At 61.5% G+C, this 26,060-nt stretch carries 35 protein-coding genes; 32 read left to right on the top strand and 3 right to left on the bottom strand.

Annotated elements, in window-relative coordinates; all coding sequences use genetic code 11:
* Window positions 1-6: 6 nt before the first annotated feature.
* The 25 genes from tuf (at window position 7) to RQX22_RS03465 (ending at window position 14,336) form a co-directional block, all read left to right on the top strand.
* Entirely contained in the window at window positions 7-1,197 is a 1,191-nt protein-coding gene (gene tuf, locus RQX22_RS03345) for an elongation factor Tu (RefSeq protein WP_315723660.1), read from the top strand.
* Window positions 1,198-1,344: 147 nt separating this feature from the next.
* Complete coding sequence (gene rpsJ, locus RQX22_RS03350; protein ID WP_028969184.1) at window positions 1,345-1,656, top strand: 30S ribosomal protein S10; 312 nt, start codon at window positions 1,345-1,347, stop codon at window positions 1,654-1,656.
* Window positions 1,657-1,814: 158 nt separating this feature from the next.
* On the top strand, window positions 1,815-2,717 hold the full coding sequence (gene rplC, locus RQX22_RS03355) for a 50S ribosomal protein L3 (RefSeq protein ID WP_315723662.1): 903 nt from the start codon (window positions 1,815-1,817) through the stop codon (window positions 2,715-2,717).
* 2 nt (window positions 2,718-2,719) lie between these two features.
* A complete protein-coding gene (rplD, locus tag RQX22_RS03360) occupies window positions 2,720-3,349 on the top strand; it encodes a 50S ribosomal protein L4 (protein WP_315723663.1) in 630 nt (209 codons plus the stop codon).
* Complete coding sequence (locus RQX22_RS03365) at window positions 3,342-3,659, top strand: 50S ribosomal protein L23 (RefSeq protein ID WP_315723665.1); 318 nt, start codon at window positions 3,342-3,344, stop codon at window positions 3,657-3,659. Before rplD ends, RQX22_RS03365 begins: the two co-directional genes overlap by 8 nt.
* Before the next feature lie 10 nt (window positions 3,660-3,669).
* Entirely contained in the window at window positions 3,670-4,506 is an 837-nt protein-coding gene (gene rplB / locus RQX22_RS03370; RefSeq protein ID WP_315723667.1) for a 50S ribosomal protein L2, read from the top strand.
* A gap of 2 nt (window positions 4,507-4,508) precedes the next feature.
* The gene (rpsS, locus tag RQX22_RS03375) at window positions 4,509-4,784 is read left to right on the top strand and encodes a 30S ribosomal protein S19 (protein ID WP_315723669.1); all 276 of its coding nucleotides are present in this window, start codon (window positions 4,509-4,511) and stop codon (window positions 4,782-4,784) included.
* 3 nt (window positions 4,785-4,787) lie between these two features.
* Entirely contained in the window at window positions 4,788-5,168 is a 381-nt protein-coding gene (rplV, locus tag RQX22_RS03380; protein WP_315723671.1) for a 50S ribosomal protein L22, read from the top strand.
* Window positions 5,168-5,863, top strand: a complete 696-nt coding sequence (gene rpsC, locus RQX22_RS03385; protein WP_315723673.1) for a 30S ribosomal protein S3 — start codon at window positions 5,168-5,170, stop codon at window positions 5,861-5,863. Before rplV ends, rpsC begins: the two co-directional genes overlap by 1 nt.
* Window positions 5,864-5,923: 60 nt before the next feature.
* On the top strand, window positions 5,924-6,355 hold the full coding sequence (rplP, locus tag RQX22_RS03390) for a 50S ribosomal protein L16 (protein ID WP_315723675.1): 432 nt from the start codon (window positions 5,924-5,926) through the stop codon (window positions 6,353-6,355).
* Window positions 6,356-6,360: 5 nt separating this feature from the next.
* Entirely contained in the window at window positions 6,361-6,570 is a 210-nt protein-coding gene (gene rpmC, locus RQX22_RS03395; RefSeq protein WP_315723677.1) for a 50S ribosomal protein L29, read from the top strand.
* A 9-nt stretch (window positions 6,571-6,579) separates the two neighbouring features.
* Window positions 6,580-6,849: a 30S ribosomal protein S17 gene (gene rpsQ / locus RQX22_RS03400; RefSeq protein WP_315723679.1), complete on the top strand. Its 270-nt coding sequence runs from the start codon at window positions 6,580-6,582 to the stop codon at window positions 6,847-6,849.
* Between the two features lie 82 nt (window positions 6,850-6,931).
* Window positions 6,932-7,300 (top strand): 50S ribosomal protein L14, encoded by a 369-nt coding sequence (gene rplN / locus RQX22_RS03405; RefSeq protein ID WP_315723681.1) that lies wholly within the window; start codon window positions 6,932-6,934, stop codon window positions 7,298-7,300.
* Window positions 7,300-7,620, top strand: coding sequence for a 50S ribosomal protein L24 (rplX, locus tag RQX22_RS03410; RefSeq protein ID WP_315723683.1), 321 nt, complete (start codon window positions 7,300-7,302; stop codon window positions 7,618-7,620). Before rplN ends, rplX begins: the two co-directional genes overlap by 1 nt.
* On the top strand, window positions 7,613-8,203 hold the full coding sequence (rplE, locus tag RQX22_RS03415; RefSeq protein WP_315723686.1) for a 50S ribosomal protein L5: 591 nt from the start codon (window positions 7,613-7,615) through the stop codon (window positions 8,201-8,203). The genes rplX and rplE overlap by 8 nt, the downstream gene beginning before the upstream one ends.
* Window positions 8,204-8,242: 39 nt before the next feature.
* Window positions 8,243-8,548 carry a 30S ribosomal protein S14 gene (rpsN, locus tag RQX22_RS03420; RefSeq protein ID WP_315723688.1) on the top strand — a complete coding sequence of 102 codons (306 nt, stop codon included), beginning with the start codon at window positions 8,243-8,245 and terminating at the stop codon, window positions 8,546-8,548.
* Between the two features lie 11 nt (window positions 8,549-8,559).
* Window positions 8,560-8,955 carry a 30S ribosomal protein S8 gene (rpsH, locus tag RQX22_RS03425; protein ID WP_315723692.1) on the top strand — a complete coding sequence of 132 codons (396 nt, stop codon included), beginning with the start codon at window positions 8,560-8,562 and terminating at the stop codon, window positions 8,953-8,955.
* Complete coding sequence (gene rplF / locus RQX22_RS03430) at window positions 8,955-9,488, top strand: 50S ribosomal protein L6 (RefSeq protein WP_315723694.1); 534 nt, start codon at window positions 8,955-8,957, stop codon at window positions 9,486-9,488. Before rpsH ends, rplF begins: the two co-directional genes overlap by 1 nt.
* A 3-nt stretch (window positions 9,489-9,491) precedes the next feature.
* Window positions 9,492-9,845, top strand: coding sequence for a 50S ribosomal protein L18 (gene rplR, locus RQX22_RS03435; RefSeq protein WP_315723696.1), 354 nt, complete (start codon window positions 9,492-9,494; stop codon window positions 9,843-9,845).
* A 227-nt stretch (window positions 9,846-10,072) separates the two neighbouring features.
* Window positions 10,073-10,789, top strand: coding sequence for a 30S ribosomal protein S5 (rpsE, locus tag RQX22_RS03440; protein WP_315724582.1), 717 nt, complete (start codon window positions 10,073-10,075; stop codon window positions 10,787-10,789).
* A gap of 5 nt (window positions 10,790-10,794) precedes the next feature.
* On the top strand, window positions 10,795-10,971 hold the full coding sequence (rpmD, locus tag RQX22_RS03445) for a 50S ribosomal protein L30 (RefSeq protein WP_315723698.1): 177 nt from the start codon (window positions 10,795-10,797) through the stop codon (window positions 10,969-10,971).
* A gap of 46 nt (window positions 10,972-11,017) precedes the next feature.
* Window positions 11,018-11,587 (top strand): 50S ribosomal protein L15, encoded by a 570-nt coding sequence (gene rplO, locus RQX22_RS03450; protein ID WP_315723700.1) that lies wholly within the window; start codon window positions 11,018-11,020, stop codon window positions 11,585-11,587.
* Window positions 11,588-11,706: 119 nt separating this feature from the next.
* Window positions 11,707-13,074: a preprotein translocase subunit SecY gene (gene secY, locus RQX22_RS03455; protein ID WP_315723702.1), complete on the top strand. Its 1,368-nt coding sequence runs from the start codon at window positions 11,707-11,709 to the stop codon at window positions 13,072-13,074.
* Window positions 13,075-13,100: 26 nt separating this feature from the next.
* Window positions 13,101-13,754, top strand: a complete 654-nt coding sequence (locus tag RQX22_RS03460; RefSeq protein WP_315723703.1) for an adenylate kinase — start codon at window positions 13,101-13,103, stop codon at window positions 13,752-13,754.
* A gap of 54 nt (window positions 13,755-13,808) precedes the next feature.
* Entirely contained in the window at window positions 13,809-14,336 is a 528-nt protein-coding gene (locus tag RQX22_RS03465) for an SRPBCC family protein (protein WP_315723705.1), read from the top strand.
* A gap of 23 nt (window positions 14,337-14,359) precedes the next feature.
* Here the strand turns inward: RQX22_RS03465 and RQX22_RS03470 are convergent, their stop codons facing one another.
* Window positions 14,360-15,808, bottom strand: a complete 1,449-nt coding sequence (locus tag RQX22_RS03470; RefSeq protein ID WP_315723707.1) for an O-antigen ligase family protein — start codon at window positions 15,806-15,808, stop codon at window positions 14,360-14,362.
* Window positions 15,809-15,924: 116 nt separating this feature from the next.
* On the opposite strand from RQX22_RS03470, the gene RQX22_RS03475 reads away from it, so the two are divergent.
* The 4 genes from RQX22_RS03475 to welK all read left to right on the top strand — a co-directional run bounded on the left by RQX22_RS03475 (window position 15,925) and on the right by welK (window position 21,643).
* A complete protein-coding gene (locus tag RQX22_RS03475; protein ID WP_315723709.1) occupies window positions 15,925-18,420 on the top strand; it encodes a TonB-dependent receptor in 2,496 nt (831 codons plus the stop codon).
* Between the two features lie 223 nt (window positions 18,421-18,643).
* A complete protein-coding gene (locus RQX22_RS03480) occupies window positions 18,644-19,378 on the top strand; it encodes an oligosaccharide flippase family protein (RefSeq protein WP_315723711.1) in 735 nt (244 codons plus the stop codon).
* A complete protein-coding gene (locus RQX22_RS03485; protein ID WP_315723713.1) occupies window positions 19,375-20,271 on the top strand; it encodes a glycosyltransferase family 2 protein in 897 nt (298 codons plus the stop codon). The genes RQX22_RS03480 and RQX22_RS03485 overlap by 4 nt, the downstream gene beginning before the upstream one ends.
* Before the next feature lie 331 nt (window positions 20,272-20,602).
* Complete coding sequence (gene welK, locus RQX22_RS03490) at window positions 20,603-21,643, top strand: beta-1,4-glucuronosyltransferase WelK (protein WP_315723715.1); 1,041 nt, start codon at window positions 20,603-20,605, stop codon at window positions 21,641-21,643.
* Between the two features lie 89 nt (window positions 21,644-21,732).
* Here the strand turns inward: welK and RQX22_RS03495 are convergent, their stop codons facing one another.
* Window positions 21,733-22,299 (bottom strand): class I SAM-dependent methyltransferase, encoded by a 567-nt coding sequence (locus RQX22_RS03495; RefSeq protein WP_410001590.1) that lies wholly within the window; start codon window positions 22,297-22,299, stop codon window positions 21,733-21,735.
* Between the two features lie 71 nt (window positions 22,300-22,370).
* Window positions 22,371-23,729 (bottom strand): exopolysaccharide biosynthesis polyprenyl glycosylphosphotransferase, encoded by a 1,359-nt coding sequence (locus RQX22_RS03500; protein ID WP_315723719.1) that lies wholly within the window; start codon window positions 23,727-23,729, stop codon window positions 22,371-22,373.
* 373 nt (window positions 23,730-24,102) lie between these two features.
* Here RQX22_RS03500 and rpsM point away from each other — a divergent pair, with 373 nt between their 5' ends.
* The 3 genes from rpsM (at window position 24,103) to RQX22_RS03515 (ending at window position 26,026) form a co-directional block, all read left to right on the top strand.
* Window positions 24,103-24,471: a 30S ribosomal protein S13 gene (gene rpsM, locus RQX22_RS03505; RefSeq protein WP_315723721.1), complete on the top strand. Its 369-nt coding sequence runs from the start codon at window positions 24,103-24,105 to the stop codon at window positions 24,469-24,471.
* 20 nt (window positions 24,472-24,491) lie between these two features.
* Window positions 24,492-24,881, top strand: a complete 390-nt coding sequence (gene rpsK / locus RQX22_RS03510) for a 30S ribosomal protein S11 (RefSeq protein WP_019831586.1) — start codon at window positions 24,492-24,494, stop codon at window positions 24,879-24,881.
* An 83-nt stretch (window positions 24,882-24,964) separates the two neighbouring features.
* Window positions 24,965-26,026 carry a DNA-directed RNA polymerase subunit alpha gene (locus RQX22_RS03515; RefSeq protein WP_315723725.1) on the top strand — a complete coding sequence of 354 codons (1,062 nt, stop codon included), beginning with the start codon at window positions 24,965-24,967 and terminating at the stop codon, window positions 26,024-26,026.
* Window positions 26,027-26,060: the final 34 nt, after the last annotated feature.

Here is a 26,060-nt window from a genome sequence, read left to right on the forward strand (position 1 = left end):
GGCAAAATGGCGAAAGCTAAGTTTGAGCGGACGAAACCGCATTGCAACATCGGCACCATCGGTCACGTCGACCATGGCAAGACGTCGCTCACCGCGGCGATCACCAAGGTGCTCGCCAAGACCGGCGGCGCGACCTACACAAGCTATGCCAATATCGACAAGGCTCCGGAAGAGCGCGAGCGCGGCATCACCATCTCGACCGCCCACGTCGAATATGAAACCGAAGCGCGTCACTATGCGCATGTCGATTGCCCGGGTCACGCCGACTATGTGAAGAACATGATCACCGGCGCCGCGCAGATGGATGGTGGCATCCTGGTCGTGTCGGCCGCCGACGGCCCCATGCCGCAGACCCGCGAGCACATCTTGCTCGCCCGTCAGGTCGGTGTTCCGGCTCTCGTCGTTTTCATGAACAAGGTCGATCAGGTCGACGATGAGGAGTTGCTCGAGCTCGTTGAGCTCGAAATCCGCGAACTGCTTTCGTCCTATGATTTCCCTGGCGACGACATTCCGATCATCAAGGGTTCGGCACTGGCCGCGCTGGAAGACAGCAATGAGACGATTGGCGAAAAGGCGATCCTCGAGCTGATGGCCGCCGTCGACAGCTATATCCCGCAGCCGGAGCGTCCGCTCGACAAGCCGTTCCTGATGCCGATCGAGGACGTGTTCTCGATCTCGGGCCGCGGCACGGTCGTCACCGGCCGCGTCGAAACCGGCATCGTCAAGGTTGGCGAGGAAGTCGAGATCGTCGGCATCACGGATACCAAGAAGACCGTGGTCACCGGCGTCGAGATGTTCCGCAAGCTGCTCGATCAGGGCCAGGCGGGTGACAATATTGGCGCGCTGATCCGCGGGGTCGGCCGTGACGAAGTGGAGCGTGGCCAGGTTCTGGCCAAGCCCGGCTCGATCACGCCGCACACCGATTTCAAGGCCGAGGTCTATGTCCTCTCCAAAGACGAAGGTGGCCGTCACACGCCGTTCTTCGCCAATTACCGTCCGCAATTCTACTTCCGCACGACCGACGTGACGGGTGAAGTGGTGCTGCCGGAAGGGACCGAGATGGTCATGCCCGGGGATAATGTGAATCTGGGCGTGAAGCTGATTGCCCCGATCGCGATGGATCAAGGCCTGCGCTTCGCGATCCGAGAAGGCGGCCGGACTGTCGGCGCAGGGGTTGTCGCCGAGATCACGAAGTAATATAGGGCGCGCAGCCGCTCGAATCCTGCGGGATTCGGGCGGCTCACGCTTTCAAGGTTTATTCGCCCGCACCGGGGCCTTCGGCTCCGGTAACGGCTTTGGTTAAATGTCCCCTCGGGGATTGGCTCTTTCGCATCGGTAGCTCTTATGGAAACGCAGAATATCCGGATTCGCCTGAAGGCGTTCGATCATCGTGTGCTCGATCAGGCCACTGGCGACATTGCTGATACGGCACGTCGCACCGGAGCACTTATTCGCGGTCCCATTCCGCTGCCGACGCGTATCGAGAAGTTCACCGTCAACCGCTCGCCGCACGTCGACAAGAAGTCGCGCGAGCAGTTCGAGGTGCGCACATATAAAAGGCTGCTGGACATTGTGCAGCCGACGCCGCAGACGGTCGATGCGCTGATGAAGCTCGATCTGGCCGCCGGCGTTGACGTCGAGATCAAGCTGGCCTGAGGCCGGCACGAAATAGGGATACCGCACGGCTTGCCGTGGTCTGCGTCCCCCGCATCTCCGGTTTCGGCCGGGGAATAGCCCAAGCGGGGCACGCATCTTTTCTGGGCTGAACATGCCCGCGGAATGGTCCGCGGGCCTCTGTCATAAGGAGTTTGGTCATGCGCACTGGCGTGATCGCGAAGAAAATGGGGATGACCCGATTGTTCCAGGAAGACGGCCGTCACGTGCCCGTCACCGTCCTGGTGCTCGACAATGTTCAGGTGATTGCGCGCCGTGAAAGCGATCGCGACGGCTATGTCGCGCTTCAGCTCGGTGCCGGCACCGCCAAGGCGAAGAACCTCACCAAGCCGGAACGCGGCCATTTCGGTAAGGCCGAAGTCGAGCCCAAGGCCCGCATTGCCGAATTCGTGGTGGCGGAAGATGCCCTGCTCGATGTCGGCTCCGAGCTGACGGCCGACCATTTCGTGGCAGGCCAGCTGGTCGATATCCAGGGCTGCACCCAGGGCAAGGGCTTTGCCGGCGGTATGAAGCGCTGGGGCTTTGGCGGTATGCGTGCAACGCACGGCGTTTCCGTCTCGCACCGTGCGCTCGGATCGACCGGCCAGCGCCAGGATCCGGGCCGCGTCTTCAAGAACAAGAAGATGGCCGGCCATATGGGCGCCCGCAATCGCACGCAGCAGAATCTGGAAGTGGTCCGCACCGATGCGACCCGCGGCCTGATCTTCGTCAAGGGATCGGTTCCCGGCCACAAGGGTGGCTGGCTGCTGGTCAAGGACGCCGTCAAGGTGAAGCGTCCCGATGAGGCGCCTTATCCTGCCGGCATCCGCGCGATCGCAGGCGAGATCGAGCATGAGGAAGCGCCGGCCGGCATGATCGAGGCCGCTGCCGAGCACGAGATTGCGCCGCTGCCGGGCGCCGAGGAAGTGGCCGCCGGCGTCGCCGAGGCCGATGCCCATGCGGCCGAGAATGACGCGGCCGAAGCCGCTGCAGTGGCTGACGCCCAGGCTCCGGCGGAAACGCCCGAGAGCGATGCCGCCGCCGACGAGAGCAAGGAAAGCTGATCATGAAGGTCAAGGTTCAGACCCTGGATGGTGCCGGCAAAGGCAAGGACATAGAGCTCAACGACGAGGTGTTCGGCGTCGAGCCCCGTGCCGACATCCTTCACCGCGTCGTCACTTGGCAGCTCGAGAAGCGCCGCGGCACTGCCCGCGCCGCCCGTGAGCGTTCGGACGTCGCCCGCACCGGCAAGAAGTTCGGCCGGCAGAAGGGTGGCGGCACCGCCCGCCACGGCGATCGCCGCGCCCCGATCTTCGTCGGCGGCGGCAAGGCGCATGGACCTCGTGTTCGCGACTTCAATCCGTCGCTCAACAAGAAGGTCCGCGCACTCGGTCTCCGCATGGCTCTTTCCGCCAAGGCCCGCGATGGCCAGCTGGTGGTCATGGAGAATCTCGACATCAGCGAAGCCAAGACCAAGAGCCTGAAGGCGCAGCTCGGCAAGCTGGGCTTCGGCAAGACGGCGCTGGTGATCGACGGCGATGCGCTCAACGTTGGTTTTGCCCAGGCCTCGTCGAATCTCCGCGAGGTCAATCTGCTCCCGGCGGTCGGCGCCAATGTATACGATATCTTGAAGCATGAGACTCTGGTGCTGACCCGCGCCGCGGTCGAGAAGCTGGAGGCGCGGTTCAATGGCTAAGAAGCCTGCCAAAGCGGCGGTCGACATCAATCATTATGATGTCGTGCTCGCTCCCCACATCACCGAGAAGGCGACCCTGCTGTCCGAGCAGAATGCGGTCGTCTTCAAGGTAGCCACTGATGCCACGAAGCCGCAGATCAAGGCGGCCGTCGAGGCTCTTTTCGGCGTCAATGTGATGGGCGTCAACACCATCACCCAGAAGGGCAAGACCAAGCGCTGGAAGGGCCGTCCCTATACGCGCTCGGACATGAAGAAGGCGATCGTGACGCTGGCCGACGGCCAGTCCATCGACGTCACCACCGGTATCTGAGGCTCGATCGATGGCACTCAAGACATATAATCCGACCAGCCCGTCGCAGCGCGGCCTCATCCTTGTCGACAAGTCGGCACTCTGGAAGGGCAAGCCCGTCAAGGCGCTGACCGAAGGCAAGAACAAGACCGGCGGCCGCAACAATAAAGGCCATGTGACGTCGCGCGGTATCGCCGGCGGCCACAAGCAGCGTTACCGCTACATCGATTTCAAGCGTCGCAAATGGGATCAGCCGGCCACTGTCGAGCGGCTCGAATATGACCCCAACCGCACCGCGTTCATCGCTCTGGTGCGTTATGAGGATGGCGAGCAGGCCTATGTGATCGCGCCGCAGCGGCTTGCCCCCGGCGATACGATCGTTGCCGGCAAGAAAGTCGACGTGAAACCGGGGAATGCCATGGAATTGGGCTCCGTCCCGGTCGGCACCATCGTCCACAATGTGGAGATGAAGCCGGGCAAGGGCGGCCAGATCGCCCGCTCCGCCGGCACGTATGTCCAGGTCGTCGGTCGTGATCGGGGCATGGTCATCGTCCGTCTGAATTCGGGCGAGCAGCGTTATATCCGCTCCGATTGCATGGCGACGGTGGGCGCCGTCTCCAATCCGGACAATCAGAACCAGAATTTCGGCAAGGCCGGCCGCACCCGCTGGATGGGCCGTCGTCCGCTGACCCGGGGCGTCGCCAAGAACCCGGTCGATCACCCGCACGGCGGCGGCGAAGGCCGCACATCGGGCGGCCGTCACCCGGTCACGCCCTGGGGCAAGCCCACCAAGGGCGCCCGTACCCGTTCGAACAAGGCGACGGACAAGATGATCATCCGTTCGCGTCACGCAAAGAAGAAGAGGTAGATATGGCCCGCTCCGTCTGGAAAGGCCCGTTCGTCGAGCTGTCGCTGCTGAAGAAGGCGGAGACTGCGCAGGAAGCCGGTACCCGCGCCCCGATCAAGACCTGGTCGCGCCGCTCCACGATCCTGCCGCAGTTCGTCGGCCTGACTTTCAACGTCTATAATGGCCGCAAATTCGTTCCGGTCTCGGTGAACGAGGACATGGTTGGCATGAAGCTCGGCGAATTCGCGCCGACCCGCTTCTTCCCCGGCCACGCGTCCGACAAGAAGGGCAAGAGGTAAGCCATGGGCAAGCAGAAGAGCCCCCGCAAGGTTGCCGACAATGAAGCTTTGTCGGTCGGAACCCAGATTCGCGGTTCGGCGCGCAAGCTGAACCTCGTTGCGGGTCTGATCCGCGGCCGCAAGGCCGAAGATGCGCTCAACATCCTCTCCTTCTCCAGCAAGGCGATGGCGGTGGACGTGCGCAAGGTCCTCGCGTCGGCGATCGCCAATGCCGAGAACAATCACAATCTCGACGTGGACTCGCTGGTGGTTGCGGAAGCAAGCGTCGGCAAGAGCATCTCGATGAAGCGCTGGACCCCGCGTGCCCGTGGCCGCTCCAGCCGGATCGTCAAACCGTTCAGCCGGGTACGCATCGTCGTCCGCGAGCAGCAGGAAGCAGAATAATGGGTCAGAAATCCAACCCGATCGGCATGCGGTTGCAGATCAACCGCACCTGGGACAGCCGCTGGTTCGCCGAAGGCGCCGACTATGGACGGCTGCTCCTCGAGGACCTGAAAATCCGCGCCTTCATCATGAAGGCGATCCCGCAGGCTGCCATATCCAAGGTGGTGATCGAGCGTCCGGCCAAGCTGTGCCGTGTTTCGGTCTATGCGGCGCGGCCCGGGGTGATCATAGGCAAGAAGGGCGCAGACATCGAAAAGCTGCGCAAGCAGCTTAGCGCGATGACGTCCAGCGACGTCTCGCTCAATATCGTCGAGATCCGCAAGCCCGAGATCGACGCGAAGCTGGTCGCCCAATCGGTCGCCGATCAGCTCGAGCGCCGTATCGCCTTCCGCCGCGCCATGAAGCGAGCCGTCCAATCGGCTCTTCGTCTTGGCGCGGAAGGCATCAGGATCACTTGCGGCGGCCGTCTCGGCGGTGCCGAGATCGCGCGGACGGAATGGTATCGCGAAGGCCGCGTGCCGCTCCATACGCTCCGTGCGAATGTCGATTATGCTGAAGCGACCGCCCACACCGCTTATGGGGTGTGCGGCGTCAAAGTCTGGATCTTCAAGGGTGAAATTCTCGGCCACGACCCGCTGGCCCAGGACAAGCTCATGATGGAAGCGCAAACCTCGGGTGTCCGGCCGGCCAGGTGAAGCGATAGCTTCAGCTGACCGCCTGATCGACCGACAATCGGTGTCAGAAGGCGAATTTAAATGCTGCAACCCAAACGGACCAAGTTCCGCAAGGCCTTCAAAGGCCGCATTTCGGGCAACGCCAAGGGCGGCACCGATCTGAACTTCGGTGCCTTCGGCCTGAAGGCGATGGAGCCCGAACGGATCACCGCGCGCCAGATCGAGGCCGCGCGCCGTGCCATCACCCGCCATATCCGCCGTCAGGGCCGGTTGTGGATCCGCATCTTCCCGGATGTGCCGGTGTCGAAGAAGCCCGCCGAAGTCCGCCAGGGCAAGGGCAAGGGCTCGCCCGAATATTGGGCGGCGCGGGTGAAGCCCGGCCGCATCCTGTTCGAGCTGGACGGCGTTCCCGGCCCGCTCGCCCGCGTCGCTTTCGAGCGTGCTGCGGAGAAGCTGCCGATCAAGACCAAGGTGGTTGCCCGTCTTGGCGAATCCGTGATGGACGAAGAGTGAAGCAAATGGCCAAGATCGACGATCTCAAGACCAAGACTGACGACCAGCTTTCCGAAAGCTTGGGCGAGCTGAAGCGCGAGCAGTTCAACCTGCGCTTCCAGGCGGCGACCAACCAGTTGGAAAAGCCGTCTCGGATCCGTGAGGTGCGCCGCACGATCGCCCAGATCAAGACGCTTCAGGCCGAACGCGCGCGCCGCGTCCAGGCCGAGGCATAAGGAGTAGACATGCCCAAGCGCATTCTGACCGGGACCATCGTGTCCGACAAGACCGACAAGACCGTGGTGGTGAAGGTCGAGCGGCGGGTGAAGCACCCGCTCTACGGCAAGATCATAAAGCGGTCGAAAAAATATCATGCCCATGACGAGGGCAATGAGTTTCGCGAAGGCGAGACCGTGCGCATCGAGGAGACGCGCCCGATCTCGAAACTGAAGACCTGGAAGGTCGTGGAGCGGGTCGACACCCATGCCACGCCGGCCAAGGCGGATGTGGCCTGATTCATCGGGCCTGGTTTCGGGCCTGAATTTGTAAGCTGATCGCCGGACCGGTTCCGGTTGAAGTGAGAGAAGGAATGGATCGATGATCCAGATGCAGTCTAACCTTGAGGTTGCCGACAATAGCGGCGCCAAGCGCGTCCAGTGCATCAAGGTGCTCGGCGGGTCTAAGCGCCGGTTTGCGGGCGTGGGCGATATCATCGTCGTTTCCGTGAAGGAGGCGGCGCCACGCGGCCGCGTGAAGAAGGGTGACGTCCACAAGGCGGTCATCGTCCGCACCGCCAAGGACATCCATCGTCCGGACGGTTCGACCATCCGCTTCGATTCCAACGCCGCGGTGCTCGTCAACAACAATGCCGAGCCGATCGGCACCCGCATCTTCGGTCCGGTTGTCCGCGAGCTGCGCGCGAAGAAGCATATGAAGATCATCAGCCTTGCGCCGGAGGTTTTGTAATGGCCGCCGCTAAGATCAAGAAAGGCGACAAGGTCGTCGTCCTGTCCGGCAAGGACAAGGGCAAGCATGGCGAAGTCACGAAGAGCCTGCCTCGCGAGGGCAAGGTGATCGTGTCCGGCGTCAATATCATCACCCGTCACAGGAAGCCGAGCCAGTCCAATCCCCAGGGTGGACTGGAGCGGACGGAAGCGCCGCTGCACATTTCCAAAGTGGCGATCGAGGATCCCAAGACCGGCAAGGCGACACGTGTCCGCTTCGAGGTCCGGGATGGTAACAAGGTCCGCATCGCAGCGCGGTCCGGGGAGTTGATCGATGGCTGAAGCAAAGAAGGACGGCTACAAGCCTCGCCTGAAGCAGGATTATGAGGATCGCATCATCAAGGCGATGACGGACCGGTTCGGCTACAAGAACGGGCTGGAAGTTCCGCGTATCGAGAAGATCGTGATCAACATGGGCGTCGGCGAGGCGACCCAGGACAAGAAGAAGGTCGACATCGCGGCTGCCGAGATGGAGCTGATTGCCGGCCAGAAACCTGTCATCACCAAGGCAAAGAAGTCGATCGCCCAGTTCAAGCTGCGCGAAGGCATGCCGATTGGCGTAAAGGTCACCTTGCGTCGGGAACGGATGTACGAATTCCTGGACCGACTGGTCACGATCGCGCTGCCGCGCGTCCGCGACTTTCGCGGCCTGAATCCACGCTCGTTCGACGGGCGGGGCAATTACGCGATGGGTCTCAAGGAACAGATCATTTTCCCTGAGATCAACTATGACCGCATCGAAAAGGTGCGCGGCATGGACGTCATCATCACCACCACCGCGAAGACGGATGAGGAAGCGCGCGAATTGCTGCGTCTCTTCAATTTCCCCTTCCCGGCGGAAGAGGAACAGAAGCAGGCGGCCTGAGGCCGACTGCGCTTAGACAAGAGGAAGAGAACTTAAGTCATGGCGAAACTGAGTTCGATCAATAAGAATGAGCGTCGCAAGCGGCTGGTGAAGAAATATGCCGGCCAATATGCGAAGCTGAAGGCGATCGCGGACGACGAGTCCAGGGACGATACCGAGCGTCTGATCGCGCGGCTGAAGATGGCCGAGATTCCGCGCAATGCGAACCCGACCCGGGTCCGCAACCGCTGCGAGATAACCGGGCGTTCGCGCGCTTATTATCGCAAATTCCGTCTCTCGAGGATCATGCTCCGCGATCTGGCCAACAAGGGCCTGATCCCCGGTGTGACCAAGTCGAGCTGGTAAGGGTAGAGCAGATGCCATTGACCGATCCTTTGGGTGATATGCTCACCCGCATCCGCAACGGCCAGCAGGCCCGCAAGGACAGCGTGGTTTCGCCCGCGTCCAAGCTGCGCGTGCGCGTCCTCGACGTGCTCCAGCGCGAAGGCTATATCCGCGGCTATACGGAAGAAGATCTGGGGCCCGCCAAGGGGCTTCGGATCGAGCTCAAATATTTCGAGGGCCAGCCTGCGATCCAGCACCTGTCCCGGATTTCTAAGCCTGGTCGTCGCGTCTATTCGGGAAGCCAGGAGCTGCCCCGGGTCCGCAACGGCCTCGGCATTACCATCGTTTCGACGCCACGTGGTGTTCTGTCCGACGCGGAAGCGCGCGACCAGAATGTCGGCGGCGAGGTGCTGGCGGAGGTGTTCTGATGAGCCGTATTGGAAAAGTCCCGGTTGCCCTTCCGGCCAGCGTGACCGCATCGATCGAAGGATCCGTGCTGTCGGTGAAGGGACCCAAGGGCACGCTCTCCATGGCAATGATGGACGACATCAGCTATGGCATCGAAGACGATCGTATCGTCGTCAAGCCGGCGAACGGGACGAAGCGCGCACGTTCTTTCTGGGGCATGCATCGGACCCTGGTTCAGAATCTCGTGACCGGCGTGACCGAAGGTTTCACCAAGGTCCTCGAGATTACCGGGGTCGGCTACCGCGCTGCCGTCCAGGGCAAGAATTTGCGCCTGCAGCTCGGCTATAGTCACGACGTCAATATTCCGGTGCCGGAAGGCCTGGAAGTCAAGACGCCGGATCAGACGACGGTCGAGATTTCCGGCAACGACCGGCAGCGCGTCGGCCAATTGGCCGCCGAGATCCGCCGTTGGCGCAAGCCGGAGCCCTATAAGGGCAAGGGCATCAAATATCGCGGTGAGTTCATCTTCCGCAAAGAAGGCAAGAAGAAGTAAGCCATGGCCAAACTTTCCCTTTTCGAGCGGCGTCGTCAGCGCGTCCGCACTTCGCTTCGCAAGCGCGGCGGCTCGCGGCCGCGGCTTTCGATCCATCGGTCGGGCCGGCACATCTATGCCCAGATCATCAAGGACGATGAAGGTCGTACCGTTGCGGCCGCGTCCACGCTGGACAAGGAAGTGCGCGGCAAGACCGGGGCAACGACGAATGGCGCCCAGGACGTGGGCCGCCGCATCGCCGAGCGTGCCAAGGCGGCCGGCGTCACCCAGGTAATATTCGACCGTGGCGGCTTCCTGTTCCACGGCCGCGTCAAGGCGCTCGCGGATGCGGCGCGCGAAGGCGGATTGGAGTTCTAAATATGGCCGACCAGAAGAACACGTCCGGCGAGGCTGATAACGCCCAGACCGAAGAGGCCGTGGCGACCGCCGCGCCCGAGGCCGCGCCCGAAGCGCCTGCCGAGCAGCAAGCTGCTCCCGCCGAAGATGCTCCTGCGCCAGTCGAGGAAGCCGCAGCTCCGGCTGAAACTCCCAATGAAGCTGCCGCTCCCGAGCCCGCTGCCGATACTCCGGCCGCTGCCGAGGACGTGGCTGCGGCTCCAGCCGCGGCTGCTGAAGCAAGCAGCGAAGCCGAACCCGTCGAAGCGCGCCCTGAGGGCCGCCGTGATCGCGGTCCGCGCGGCGGACGCGGTGGCGGCGGGGGGCGCGACAATCGCGGCGGCCGTGGCCGTCGCGACGATCGTCGCGGCAATCGCGACGACGATGGCGGCGAGGAACTGGTCGAGAAGCTGGTTCATATCAACCGCGTCTCCAAGACCGTGAAGGGTGGCAAGCGCTTCGGCTTTGCGGCCTTGGTCGTTGTCGGCGACGGCAAGGGCAGGGCTGGCTTCGGCAAGGGCAAGGCCCGCGAGGTTCCGGAGGCGATCACCAAAGCGACGGCGGCCGCCAAGCGGGCGATGGTCCGCGTGCCGCTGCGCGAAGGCCGCACGCTTCACCATGACGGGATGGGTCATTTCGGCGCCGGTCGCGTCTATGTCCGTACCGCTCCGGCGGGAACCGGCATCATTGCCGGCGGCCCTATGCGCGCCGTGTTCGAAAGCCTTGGCGTCGCCGACGTGGTGACCAAGTCGGTCGGCACGTCCAACCCGTACAACATGATCCGGGCGACGTTCGAGGCGCTTGGCGAGCAGACCAGCCCCAAGTCGGTTGCGCAGCGTCGCGGCAAGAAGATTGCCGATCTGATGCGGCGCGGCGGCGCCGGCGAAGCTGAGGCCAAGGCCGATGCTGAAGCGGTCGTGGAGTAAGAGACATGGCGAAGATCAAGATCACCCAGACCGGATCGCCGATCCGCCGCGCGCCGGATCAGCGCAAGACGCTGATTGGCCTCGGCCTGAACAAGATGCACCGCACCGTGGAGCTCGAGGATAGCCCCGAGGTTCGCGGCATGATCAAGCGCGTGCATCACATGGTGTCGGTGGCGGAATAAGCCCGTTCCCGACGGCGCGACAAAAGCGAAAGCGAGTGCAACGAATATGAAACTCAACGATCTCCGCGACAATCAAGGTGCCCGCAAATCCCGCGTTCGCGTGGGTCGTGGCATCGGTTCCGGCCTCGGCAAGACTGCCGGCCGCGGCCAGAAGGGCCAGACCAGCCGTTCGGGCGTGTCCATCTTCGGTTTCGAAGGCGGTCAGATGCCGCTCCACATGCGAATTCCGAAGCGCGGCTTCAACAATGTGTTCGCCAAGGATTATGCTGAGGTCAATCTCGGCGCGGTCCAAAAGGCGGTGGATGCCGGCAAGCTGAAGACGGACGGCACGATCGACCACGCAGCCTTGAAGGCGGCAGGCCTCGCGCGCGGCGGCAAGGACGGCGTTCGCCTGCTCGGCAAGGGAACGATCAGCGGGAAGCTCGCTTTCCGCGTGGCCGGTGCGTCGGCCGGTGCCCGCAAGGCCGTGGAAGCGGCCGGCGGCGCGATCGAACTGATCGAAGTCGTTCCGGCTGCCGAGAAGGCCGCCGCCAAGAAGGGCATCGCCAAGGCGGCGAGGAAAGACGGCAAGGCCGCAAAGAAGGACAGTGCCAAGGCGGCAAAGACGGAAGACTGATCGGTCTTCGCCGGGTGAGGGTTTTGATCCTAGAGGCTGACAAGCCGCGACTGGTCACTATATGAGGCGGCGGGGGTAAGCTTTCCGCCGCCTCGCATCTTTTTCGGGATCGAACGAACATGGCATCCGCAGCCGAACAGATGGCAAGCAATTTCAGCTTCGGCAATTTTGCCAAAGCTGCCGATCTCAAGAAGCGGCTCTGGTTCACGCTCGGGGCCCTGATCATCTTCCGGCTGCTGAGTTTCGTGCCTCTGCCCGGCATCGATCCGCGCGCGCTCAACACCCTGTTCGACACGACCCGGGGCGGCGTGCTCGATTTCTTCAACATGTTCTCGGGCGGCAGCCTCGAGCGGATGAGTCTGATCGCCTTGGGCGTGATGCCCTACATCACCGCCTCGATCGTCGTGCAGCTGGCCACTGCAATGTCTCCGACGCTCGCGCAGCTCAAGAAAGAGGGCGAGAGCGGGCGCAAGAAGATCAACCAATATACGCGCTATGGCACGGTGTTCCTGTGCGCCATCCAGGGCTATTTCATCGCGGTCGGCCTGGAAGGCTGGGGCCAGGGGGCAAGCGGATCGGCGGTGATCGATCCGGGCATGATGTTCCGCATCACCACCGTTATCAGCCTGGTCGGCGGGACCATGTTCCTGATGTGGCTGGGCGAGCAGATCACCAGCCGGGGCATCGGCAATGGCGTGTCGCTGATCATCATGGCCGGGATCGTCGCGCAGCTGCCCACCGCACTGGCGCAAGCATTCGAAGGCGGCCGCACCGGCACCTTGTCGCCGCTCATCATCATGGGCGTGCTCGGGCTTGCGGCGGTCCTGATCCTGTTCATCTGCTTCATGGAGCGGGCCCAGCGGCGTGTGCTGATCCAATATCCCAAGCGCCAAACGGCTCGCGGCCAGATGCAGGCGGAGCGTTCGCATTTGCCGCTCAAGATCAACACGGCAGGGGTGATCCCGCCGATCTTCGCATCGTCCCTGCTGCTGATGCCGCTGACCATCGCGCAGTTCGCGGGCAATCGCACCGAGGGCGAAAGCGCGTGGGGCGATGCCCTGATCACGGTGACGACCGCGCTCCAGCATGGTGCGCCGCTTTACATGGCGCTCTATGCCGCGGGCATCATCTTCTTCTGCTTCTATTATACCGCGGTCGTCTTCAATCCCGAGGAAACGGCGGAGAATCTGAAGCGCTATGGAGGCTTCATTCCCGGCATCCGTCCGGGTAAGCGCACCGAGGAATATCTCGATTATGTGCTGACCCGGATCACCGTGGTCGGCGCCGCCTACCTGACCCTGATCTGCCTCGTGCCGGAATTCCTGATCGCGCGCGCCGGCATTCCATTCTATCTGGGCGGTACCAGCTTGCTGATCGTCGTCAACGTCACGATGGACACGGTAACCCAGATCCAGAGCCATCTCATCGCCCACCAATATGGCGATCTCATCAAGAAGGCCAAACTGAAGGGCGGTGGCCGCCGCTGACGGTGGCACTTTTGGGGGACAGGGACATGAACATCATCCTGCTCGGACCGCCGGGGGCTGGAAAGGGTACGCAGGCAAGCAGGCTCGAGCGCGATCGTGGAATGGTGCAGCTGTCGACGGGCGACATGTTGCGTGCCGCCGTCGCCGCCAGATCGCCCGTAGGTCTTCAAGCCAAGGCGGTGATGGATGCCGGCGATCTGGTGTCGGACGAGATAGTGACGGGCATATTGTCCGATCGCCTCGACCAGAACGACGTCGCCAAAGGCTTTATCCTGGACGGCTATCCCCGGACCAGAGCGCAGGCGGAGTCGCTGGACCGTCTGCTGGCGGAAAAGGGCATGAAGCTCGACCAGGTGATCGAGATCGTCGTCGACGAAGAAAAGTTGGTCGACCGGATCACCGGCCGTTTCTCCTGCGCCAGCTGCGGCGAAGGCTATCATGACCGTTACAAGCTCCCCAAGACCGAGGGCGTTTGCGAGATTTGCGGCTCCACCAATTTTAAACGCCGGCCCGACGACAATGAGGAGACGGTTCGCAACCGCCTGGTCGAATATCGTGCCAAGACGGCGCCGATCCTTCCTCATTATGAGGCGAAGGATCTGGTCAGCCGTGTCGACGGGATGGCGCCGATTGCCGAGGTGGAAGCGGCGATAGAGGCCATTCTCGACCGGCAAGATTGACGCTTTTCGGAGCTTGGCGCATCCTCTGAAGCGTGGGCGACGAGGAGGCTAGCCATGAAGACCGGAGCCAAGGTGGCCGTCATGGTCGCGCTCAGCGTCGCCGCTCCCGCCCAAGCCGAAGTGAAGGCAGCGACGACCGTCGGCTTCGAGCTTGAATCCAAAATCGTCGTCGCTGCCACGCCAGGCGAAGCCTATGCCATGCTGGGCCGGATTGGCGACTGGTGGAATCCGGCGCACAGCTATTCGGGCGAGGGCGCCAATCTCCACCTCGACCTGAAAGCAGGCGGCTGCTTTTGCGAGACCTTGCAGGGCGGCGGCAGCGTCGAGCATATGCGGGTCGTGTTCGTACAGCCGGGTTCGGTGCTGCGCCTTCAGGGTGGACTCGGGCCGCTGCAGACGGAAGGCGCGACAGGAACGCTCACCTGGTCCCTGAAGCCGGCCATTGACGGAACGGAGATCGTCCAGACATATGTATTCGGCGGGTATGTCCGCGGCGGCGCCGACAAGATTGCGCCGATTGTGGACCAGGTCATGGCCGAACAGTTGGATCGGTTGCGCGCCAAGCTCAATCGGGTCCGCTGACGCTTCCGATCCGCCTTCAGCGGTCATGCCAGCGATTTGTCCTTGGCTGAGAAAACAAAGGCGATAGCCACCACGAGCATCATGACAGGATAGGGATGGTATAGGGACCCTTCGTAGAGCGACATAGTTGCTAGCCCGGCCGCAGCCAAAAAGGCCGGGATCGCCTGCGGGCTCCCATCTTGCGCGCGCTTCACGAAATGCCAGCCGAGATAGGCCGTGAGGGCGAGGAAGCAGGCGGCGCCGAGCATGCCCCACTGAATCAGTAATTGCAGAAAGATGTTATGCGGATGATTGAATTGGTCCCAGCCCGGCACCGCATGCCCATATTGACTTTCACCATAGCCGAACAATGGCCTGTCCCAAATAGCGCGAGCACTTTCCTGCCACTGGGTGAGCCTGCCGGTCGCCAGTTTGTCGGCGCCGGTCACCGCAGTCGATCTGGAGATGCGAAACAGGCCGTAGAATGGATGAGGCGGCTGGTGAGCCAGCGAAAGCAAACCGCCGGCCGTGTAGCTTGCGACCAAAGCGCCGATGGCGGCCCAATTGCGCATCGGCCGCAATAGGATCCATCCCGTCCCGAAAGCGACAAAGACGGCAAGAAGTGAGCCTCTCGTTCCCGACCAGAAGGACAATGCGAGAAGCAATGTGGCCGCGACGATTGCTGCCCAATAATAGAAGCGGTTGTTCGTGATCGCGGCAAGCCCGAGCGAGGCGCCGGCCCCCACGATCGAATAGAATGCAACTTGGCGAATATGAGTCACGCCGAGACCGAACCCCTTCCAGTTGAAGAGTTGCTCGTCAGGGATGGCAAGCACGAGGGCAATGACTGCGAGCATATACAACAGGGTGCCTCCGACGACGGACGGCCACACGAAGGGCCGAAGCTGCGACCATCGGGTTTCGAATAAGTCGCAGAGGCTGAACCCGAAAAGGAGGTGGATTGCCCATGCATAGGTGCGGACGGTGGCCGCTGCTCTGTCCTGGGCGACGAAGATCGTCGTCAGGAGTGCGATGGCGATCAGTATGGCAAGAACGATTCGGACCCAGACAGGCATTCTTCGAAACGAGGAAGCGAGCCGCAAGCCGGTCATTAGCGCGAAGAAGATTACGATCATTTCGATGATCGTAATCGGGAGTGAAAGCGAGCGCAGGATCGCTTGGAGAAGGGAGTTGTTACCCCACGGATCCCAGGTGACGGAGGCGAAGATGAAAGGCGCCAAAGGTAGAAGAAGCCAAACCCAGCGATCCAACCAAGCCAAGGCATGAGTGCTGTCGCCCGTCGGTCCTGCAGGTTGAGGAGAGCCTGTTTCCGTCATGAGCGTCCTTTGCTTTGGGCATGATCTTGCGGTCTTGTGATCGACGGATGTTGCTATGAAGGCATCTGGCATCCGCAGATGCCCAAATATGATTAACGTTCGGTAACCATGGTGGTTTGATCTGCTTAACGGGAACCGGGTGCATCTTCGGGTCATGCGACGCGCAACGTCACAGCCATGTAACAGCAAGGGTGCGATACATTCGCCACGATACATTTGTCGTTAAGTCGGAATGCGGCAGCCGGCTGTCGACGATGAAGGATGTTCCCATTTTGCGTAATTGTCTCATCCTCTTCCTGCTCGCGACGACGGCGCAGGGTCCGCTCTATGCACAAGAAGCTCCGGCACTATCGGAATGGCGGACTGCGGATACGGCGCAAGCGCCACCGCAGGATGATGGGCCTGCGGCTGCTTCAGATCCGGCCAGCGGCGAACCCGAGGAGGACTATGGCGAGGAGGAGGAGGGCGAGGAGATTGTCGTCACCGGACAGCGTCTTCGCGGCGCCGTCATCGGTGATATCGAACCGGAAGTGTCGCTCGATCGCCGCGATATACGTGCCTATGGCGCCGGCAGCCTTGCTGAACTGCTCGATGCGCTGGCGCCGCAAACCCGTAGCGGCCGCGGGAGGGGCGGGGAACGTCCTGTGCTTCTCGTCAACGGCCGGCGCATTTCCGGCTTCTCCGAAATTCGTGGCATTCCGCCCGAAGCGATCGAAAGGGTCGACATCCTGCCGGAAGAGGTGGCGCTGAAATATGGCTATCGGGCCGATCAGCGGGTCGTCAATTTCGTGTTGCGCCGCCGCTTCCGTGCGATCACCGCCGAAGCGGAGGGCGGCCTGGCGACAGGCGGCGGGCGCGACAGCCAGGAAGCCGAAATCAACATCCTGCGGCTGAACCGAAATGGACGCTGGAGCGTCGAATTCGACTATGAGCGCGACTCAGCTTTGTTCGAAAGCGAACGCAATATCATCGCCGACGATCCGCCGGGCACGCCGGATACGCGTGCCTATCGCAGCCTATTGCCCCTGGCGGAGGAAGCGTCCGTGAACGCTACGCTCAATCGGACCATTTTCGGCAATGTGTCGGCAACGCTCAATGGCGAATTCCAATCCAATTCAACGACGAGCTTCCTCGGCCTGGCCGACATCGGGGGCGACAGGCCTCTGGTGCGCGATACCAACGTCATGACCTATCATCTCGGTCTCGCACTGAACGGCGATCTCGCTTCGTGGCGCTGGTCGGCGACGGGCAATTATGACCGGTCGGAAAGCGACAGTCTGACCGACACAGACAGTTCCGGCGATCGGGCGCAAAGCTGGAGCCAGACCGCCGAAGCCGAACTGGTCGCGAACGGATCCTTGTTCGATCTGCCCGCCGGCGCGGTGTCGGCGACGATTCGCGCCGGTGGCGAAACGCGCGGGCTGCGCAGCGCGGCGCGGCGCGCGGAAATCTTCCAGCAACGATCGCTGTCGCGCGATCAAGCCAATATGCAGGCCAACCTGGACCTTCCGATCGCCAAGCGCCGCAATGGCGTCCTGGCCGCGATTGGCGATCTTTCCGCCAACCTCAATCTGGAAGTGGAGGAACTCTCCGACTTCGGGACGCTGCGGACCCTGGGGGGTGGCTTCAACTGGTCGCCGTTCAAGCCGTTGGACATCATCCTGTCGGTGACGGATGAGGAAGGCGCGCCGAGCATGCAGCAGCTTGGCGATCCGACGGTGCTGACGCCCAATGTGCGGGTGTTCGATTTTATCCGCGGACAAACGGTCGACATCGACCGGATCGACGGCGGCAATCCGGCCCTTCGTGCCGACAATCGGCGTGTGTTCAAAGCCGGGCTGACACTGAAGCCGTTCGACGAAACGGATCTGTCGATCACCGCCAATTATACGAACAGCCGCATCCGCAATCCGATCGCTTCTTTTCCGACCGCAACGCCTGAAATCGAAGCGGCTTTTCCGGACCGCTTCGCGCGGGATGCGTCGGGCGGGCTGGTCAGTATCGACAGCCGTCCGGTCAATTTCCAGAGATCGGCCAGGCGAGAGCTTCGTTGGGGTCTTAATTTTTCCCAGCCGATCGGGCCCGAGCGGCGTGCCGGCGGTCAGAGCGGGCGAGGCGGCTGGCGCGGGCGAAGTCAGCCTGCGGACGGCGCGTCGACGACGGCGACATCCGACAATCCAAGCTCCCTGCCTTCTGACGCGCGCGAAGCGCAGCGTGGCGCAGGCGGCGGAGGGCGCGGTCGAGGCGGGTTCGGTCGCGGAGGGCGCGGTCAGGGAGGGCGGCTGCAATTCTCGCTCTATCACAATATAAGATTGGTGGACCGTATCCTGATACGCGAGGGTGTTCCGGAACTCGATCTCCTGGGCGGCTCGGCTGTCGGTAGCCGAGGCGGCCAGCCCCGGCATGAGATCGAGGCCCAGGCCGGCATCTACAAGAACGGCTTCGGCGCGCGCCTCACCGGCAATTGGCAAAGCGGCACCAAAGTGAATGGCGGGATCGGCGGCGCACCAGGTGCGGAAGATCTATTCTTTTCCGATATCGCGACACTCAACGTGCGTCTGTTCGCCGATCTCGGTCAGCAACGTTCCTTGATACGGGCGCATCGCTGGCTGAGAGGAGCGCGTGTCAGCCTGTCGGTGACCAACCTGTTCGACACCCGGATCGACGTGCAGGATCGCAACGGCCTGACTCCGATCGGCTATCAGCCCGACCTGCTCGATCCGCTTGGCCGGTCGGTGCGGCTCAGCATTCGGAAATTGTTCTTCTAGCGCATGCGATCTGCAACATTTGCCCTGCCAGCAACGATCTGGTGAACGAAACGGGGAGCGTATCGTCCGCGATAGGAATGACCCCAAGCAGTATGCGGGTTTGCCACCAATCATATATAGGGCATGCCTGAAGCTGACCAGTCTTGAGCGAACGGATGTCGGAGGTTGCTTGTTTAGGGATAGTCCGCGCGGCAACGAATTGCGACATCGCGAAATGCCTTCAATGACCAAGCGCACTATCAGTGGCGTGGTCTGGCAGACTGGGGGGCGTCTCGTGCAGGCGATGATCGGGCTTCTGGTCGTGGCGATATTGGCGCGACTTCTCACGCCTGCGGAATTCGGCGTGGTCGCGGCAGCCATCGCTGTCGTCAATCTTGGTATCGCCCTCAATGACGGTACCTTCGGCCTGTCGCTGATCCAGCGAAAAAGGATCGGAGCGCGTCAGGTCACTGCATCTTTTGTTCTGGCATTTTGGCTTGGTGTCCTGCTGGCCTTGATCGTGAGCCTAGTGTCTCCGTGGGTTGCGGCTGCGCTGCAACTGCCGACGCTTCAGGCTGTCCTTGTGGTCGCGTCATTCCTTCTTCCGATGGGTGCGCTCGCCTCTGTTGAAACTGCTCTTCTTCAGCGAGCAGGCGAGTTCCGGCAGATATCCACCATCTCGATGGCTAGCCAGATCCTAGGGGGACTAATTTCGATCACACTTGCCATTGGCGGATATGGGCCTTGGGCATTGATCTGGGGTCAGCTGGCGGCGGCCGCTTTCAATGCGGCCCCGATTTCCCTTCTAGCCACCCGTCACCGTGATTGGAAAATCTCGCGAACAGCTTTGGCCGTCGTGGGCCATTCTAGCGGAATCTTCACTCTGTACAAGTTGTTGAGCTGGGGCAGCGGCAATGCCGGTCGACTGGTCGAGCGAACTAAATTCGTGACCGTCACCGGCCAAAAGGCGGTCATATGAAGCCGATAGTTTCCATCGCCATGGCCACCTTTAATGGTGCCCGCTATCTTCAGGCGCAGTTAGAGAGTTTCTCTACGCAAACCCTATTGCCGGATGAGCTCGTGGTCTGCGACGATTGTTCAAGCGATGCCACTGTCGAAATAGTCGAGAGGTTCAAGCTTGCGTCTCCCTTCGAAGTCATCATCCACCGCAACGAGGCCAATCTTGGCTATATTCAGAATTTTGCGAAGGCGCTGTCGCTATGCCGGGGGGACGTGGTCTTCCTGTCGGACCAGGATGATGTCTGGTACGATCAAAAGATCGAGCGTGTGCTTGCCGCTTTCCAAAGTGACCCTGACGCCATGGTTGTCTTGAACGATCAGCTGATAGTGGACGCCGAACTGAATTCCAGCGGTGTGACGAAGGTCGCCAACATGAAGCGGCTTGGTATCCCGCAGAAGGACTTCGTCACCGGATGCTGCTCGGCGCACCGACGGGATTGGCAATCTATCGTGCTTCCGATCCCCGATGGTGCTGTCACTCACGATGCCTGGATTAATGGCATCGCGCAGCGTCTTGCTGCAGCGATCTTGCTGCCGGATGTGCTTCAGCTTTATCGCCGGCATGGCGCGAACGCCTCCGACAACCTCATTAGTTCGGGCAAGCCGGGCTCACCACTTCGAAGGTTTCGGCGCTATCATCCGTATGGTCTGAAGGAAAAATTGGAGCATCTGATTGTTCATAAGGCCGCCATTGTAAAAAGGCTCGGGGAGGCGCGGCTAGACCTGGAGCGCATGGGGTTCGCTCTGGCTGCCGATGACGCGAGGGCCCGTTTGTCCAGGTACCTTTGGCTGCAGAGATTCATCTTGCGCATGCTCTCGGGTGTCAGTCGAATAACCAGGCTGTCGATTTGAGCCAAATCTGCGCCTCCACAGGTTTCAAAGTGATAGGGGGCCTACATAATCAATGCAGAATCGGTTTTATTCAGCTTTGATTACTCCCATCGTTGAACTGAGCATTTCTCCAGGTTGGTTGCGGGCCCGCTTTGCCTCCGCCATAATAGCCTCATGGGGACCGCGATCGATTGTTGGACCGATAGGGGAATCTCGAAATATTACTTCCGTCGGTGTGCTCGCCCTGAATTGGCCGCGCGACCGGTCGAACGAACCAAATATTTAGGACGCTTGCTCCTGACTGATGCTGTAGGTAGGCGACAGTACCAGACTCCGTTGGGAACGCCGCTTAATGGCTGATCCGCAAACTACCCGTCTCCGTATCTGTCTAGCGGCATCGGGAGGGGGGCATCTCCGTCAGATACTCGATCTCGCACCCTTCTGGGAGAGGTACGATCATTATTTCGTAACGGAGCCAACCCCGCTCGCTGAAAGTCTAGCGGCGGACCATCGTGTGCGCACCGTACCCCATTTCGCTTTGGGCCAAGCCAAGGTTCAATCGACAGGCGTCCTCATTGCTTCGGCTGTGCGCAACCTGATCGCCGCCTGGCGACATGCGAGGGAGGAAAGACCGGACTTGGTCATCTCGACCGGCGCCGGCTCGGCTTTCTTCCCGGTGCTTTTCGCCAGATTATTCGGCGCTAAATTCGTCTTGATTGAATCCTTCGCCAGGGTTCATCGCCCCTCCCTATTTGGCCGGTTGGCACGACCTTTCGCGAACAAGGTCGTGGTCCAATCAGCACACCTGCTCGACATGTGGCCCAATTCCGAACTGTGTGATCCGCTGGTCCTGCTTGGGCCCACCAACGAGCACAAAGACGATCTTGGCTTTGTCACCGTCGGGACCGTCATGCCATTCGACCGGCTGGTGAATGCTGTCGCCGCCCTTCCAGAGGGAAGGGGGAGGCCAAGCCATATTGTAGCCCAGGTCGGAGGTGGCGGCGCTATGCCAGATGGACTAGAGGGTCACGAGCGAATGGGTTTTGACGAGATCCAGCGGCTTCTTTCTCGTGCGAACATCGTCTTTTGTCACGGCGGGACGGGTTCGCTCGTAACAGCCCTGCGGGTCGGATGCCGTGTTGTGGCGATGCCGCGTCGCCCCGATCTCGGGGAGCATTATGACGACCACCAACGTGAAATTGTCACTGCCTTTGCAGCACATGGCTTGATCGAGGTGGCAGAAGGCCCGGGCGATTTGCAGGCGGCATTGGAACGTGCGTTGAATGCCACCCCTCAACGAGCGACTACGGATCCTAGCAAACTCATCAGCCGTCTAGATGTATTCGTGACAGAATGGTTCATGGAGAAGATATCGGCGCCCTTATCGTATTGAGCGCCAAACATTTTCCCGCATCCTTTTCGGGATAAGCTGCAATCTCGGTAAGGGTGGTGCGAATATTTTTTGTGCCGGGCCGAAGGCGATCAGCGGATCGCTACCAGCGACTTAGTGAAACCAGCAACCCGTTCCTTCCAGATACGGGATTCGGGAAACAGAAAAGAGAACTGGGATGCACTCAAGAGCGAGATACGCTGAACCGCCCGGGTGGCTGCGCCAGCGTCAATGTCCCCGCCCAGCCTTCCCGTCATTTGAAGGGCCCTTATTCGCGCCTGCTCCGGCATCCAATGAACAAAGGGCAGTTTAAAATGCGGCTCGATCGGAAATCCGATGTTCGGCGTCTGAATGAAATGCGACGGCGCGAGGCGCCTCACCTCTGCCGCCATGCGTTCCATCTCGGTCCAGTGGCCGACATGCTCGATCACGCTGTTGGAATGAACGATGTCGAATGTGCCGTCCGCGAACGGAAGGTCGCATGCGTTGCCGGCGCGCAATTCCAAGTTGGCTTCGGACGATTCTGGCTGGTCCAAGTTTACCACGGTGATCTCAACGCCGGGTAGGCCATAAAGCGCGGGTAGGGCACGCCAATAAGCGGCGGTCCCGCCAACATCGAGAATTCGGACGGTCTTGCGCGCCCTGACAGGCTCGACCAACTCTAGAAATTTGGCCATGCGCCGCCTTCGAAAGCGGTTGCCAAGATTATGTTCTTTGGATCCGGGAACTATCAAAAGGCGTTCCTGTGCATTAGCACCTGTAAGGTCTTAACGATGATTGTGATGTCGCGCCCGATCGTCCAGCCGACCAGATATTCGAGATCCGACTGAAGGCGGTTGGTAAGATCGGAACAGCTGGCGGTGGCACCGCGAAAGCCGCGGATCTGGGCGAGGCCAGTGAGGCCGGGCTTAATCGCATGTCGGTCCCAATAGCGTGCGTCTATGGTCCAGAAGAATCGGTCTTCGGCGGTCGAGGCAAGTGCGTGGGGGCGTGGTCCGACGATGCTCATCTCGCCTTTCAGCACGTTCACCAACTGCGGCATCTCGTCAAGGCTTGTTCGGCGGATGAACCGGCCGACGCGGGTCACGCGATCGTCATCGCGTCCGGTAGAGCGGGCGCCGGCGGTATCGGTGGCTTCGGCCCGCATGCTGCGGAACTTCACCATCGAGAAAATCCGGTTGCCGCGTCCGACGCGCGGCTGGCGAAAAAGGACGGAGCCCTTGCTTTCGATTCGGATCGCGAGGGCGATGGCCATCAGAAGCGGTGCCAGCAGGAAAAGCGCTGTTGACGAGATGGCAATATCAAGCCCTCGCTTCAGAATGCGGTCGCGCAGACCCAGCGGCCCGCAGGCCACGAGAAAGGTCGAGCGCCCGCCATATTGGCGTAGGGCCAATGCCCCTAACTGATCCAATTCTGGCGCAAGGATCTCTATATCGACATTGGCGCCCTTCAGCATCTGCGCCCACGCGCGGCGGCGGGCAGGTGGGCAGGCAAGGATCACTCTGTCGCGATGCTCGAGCAGTCGGCCAATCCGGTCGAGCATTTCGGGGTCGTCGAGAGACGGCTGAAGGCCCTCCCGATCCGCGAAGGTCACATCCTCGCCAGAGGACGGGAGCGCATTTGTTCCATCTACGAAGAGCAATTCGTTCCGGAAAGTCCAGCCGAACCGCTTGCCGATCGCATTTCCCGCCGCCAGACGGCCTGCGGTTACGAGGATCAATGCACCCACCGCGCCGATGCCGAACACCAGGCGGGAGAAGTCCGTGCTGACCTTGAGGGAGAAAAGCATGGCGACCGCGGCCGAGATGGCAAAGACAAGCGCCTGTGTCGCCCGCGAGGCGCCGGCACGCGGGTTTTCAAGGGCATCGATGGAATAAGCGCGCCCGTTGAGCGCGAGGCAAACATAGATGGGCCAAAGCAGCGCAAAGGTTTCGATACTCTCCGTATGCTGGGGGCTTCCAAATCGGATTGCGCCGGCCAAGGCGAAGGCGGCGGCCATGGCGACAGTATCGACCAGGATCAGAAGCCCATAAAGTCGCAGACGCAACGCCTCCGTGGGGCGCGCCTTGTTCGCGGGCAGCGGACGCAAGGGCACCTTTCCTACAGGCGACAGGACCTCGACCGGCTCGACCTCGAACTCCGCTCTGTACGCTGACTTATGCTCGCTCAACCTTATACCCCCAGCGGCTGGCTTGGCCGTGGGACGGTTACAGTCTAATAAGGTTAATGTCGGGTTACCGCCCGTCATTGAAATGCTCCGCCTGGGGCTTTGAAGCGTCTCCATATTTTCGCCAGCGAATCCGTTGACAACGCCCTCGCCCGATCCTATCTGCACCTCATCCCGATAACCGGCACCCCGGCGGCGCTCCCTTGCGCTCGTCGGCTATGCTTGTTGTGGGGGCTCATGAAGCGCTGAGATAGGAGGGGCAGCCAGCCCTCCTGTGGAGCAGGAGAAACTATCCATGGCACGTATTGCGGGTGTCAACATCCCGACCAACAAACGCGTTGTAATCGCACTTACCTATATCCACGGTATCGGGCGCACCAAGGCGGTGCAGATCGCCCAGAAACTGGGCATCGCTCCGGAGCGGCGCGTCCAGGACCTGACCGACCAGGAAGTATTGCAGATCCGTGAGGCGATCGACTCCGATCATATGGTCGAAGGCGATCTTCGTCGCGAAGTGGCGATGAACATCAAGCGGCTGATGGATCTGGCTTCCTATCGGGGCCTCCGCCATCGCAAGGGCCTTCCGGTCCGTGGCCAGCGCACGCACACCAATGCGCGCACCCGCAAGGGTAAGGCCAAGCCGATCGCCGGCAAAAAGAAATAAGTTCGGGCAAGGATTAGGATATGGCACGCGAACCTCAGCGCCTTCGTCGGCGCGAGCGCAAGAACATCACCGCCGGCGTCGCGCATGTGAACGCCAGCTTCAACAATACGATGATCACCATCACCGACGCGCAGGGCAATGCAATTGCATGGTCGTCGGCCGGCATGATGGGCTTCAAGGGGAGCCGCAAGTCGACCCCCTATGCCGCCCAGGTCGCCGCGGAAGATGCAGGCAAGAAGGCGGCGGAACATGGCGTCCGCACGCTCGAGGTGGAAGTGAAGGGCCCGGGTTCGGGTCGCGAATCGGCACTGCGCGCGCTGCAGGCGGTCGGCTTCCAGATCACGTCGATCCGCGACGTGACCCCGATCCCGCACAATGGCGTTCGTCCGTCCAAGCGTCGCCGCGTTTGAGGCAGAGGCTGCGGATCGCAGCCTTTGTCGCTTTTGAAGATATAACGGCGGGGACAGATCCCCGCCAAAGCCAAGGGAAGATCATGGCCGTCAACGCAAAAAACTGGCAGGAAATGAAGAAGCCCAATGCCCTCGAGAAGAAAGCGGGCGGCGACAGCAGGCGCAAGGCGACGTTCGTCGCCGAACCGCTTGAGCGCGGCTTCGGCCTGACGCTCGGCAACTCGCTGCGGCGCGTCCTCCTCTCGTCGCTCCAGGGTGCTGCGGTCACCTCCATGCGAATCGAAGGCGTGCTGCACGAATTCTCGTCGCTCCAGGGCGTGCGCGAGGATGTGACGGATATCGTCCTCAACGTGAAGCAGATCGCACTCCGCATGGAAGGCGACCAGCCCAAGCGGCTGCAATTGAGCGCCACCGGCCCGGGCGAGGTTACCGCCAAGCAGATCGCTACCTCGGGCGACATCGAAGTGATGAATCCGGATCTGGTCATCTGCCACCTGGACGAAGGCGCGACGCTCAACATGGAGCTCACCGCCGAAGTCGGCAAAGGCTATGTCGCCGCCGCTTCGAACCGTCCGGTCGATGCGCCGATCGGTCTCGTCCCGATCGACGCGCTTTATTCGCCGGTTCGCCAGGTCAGCTACAAAGTCGAAAATACCCGCGTCGGCCAGGAGCTCGATTATGACAAGCTGACGCTGACGGTCGAGACCGACGGCACCATCACGCCGGACGATGCGCTCGCTTATGCCGCGCGCATCCTTCAGGATCAGCTGCAGCTCTTCGTCCATTTCGACGAAGGCATGGTTGCCGTGCCGACCATGGCCGGCATGGCCGCGCCGTCGGCCGCCGATACGGAAAGCGACGCCAACCAGCTCAACCGCTATCTGCTCAAGAAGGTGGACGAATTGGAGCTCAGCGTCCGTTCGGCGAACTGCCTGAAGAACGACAATATCATCTATATCGGCGATCTGGTGCAGAAGACCGAGGCCGAGATGCTCCGCACCCCGAATTTCGGCCGCAAGAGCCTCAACGAGATCAAGGAGGTTCTTTCCTCCATGGGCTTGAGGCTCGGCATGGACATCCCCGGATGGCCGCCGGAGAATATCGAAGAAATGGCCAAGAAGCTCGAACAGGAGCTCATGGGCTAGAATATCGGGCCGAAGTCGTACTTCGGCCCGAGCT

The organism is Sphingosinicella rhizophila (assembly GCF_032378825.1).
Lineage (GTDB): Bacteria > Pseudomonadota > Alphaproteobacteria > Sphingomonadales > Sphingomonadaceae > Allosphingosinicella > Allosphingosinicella rhizophila.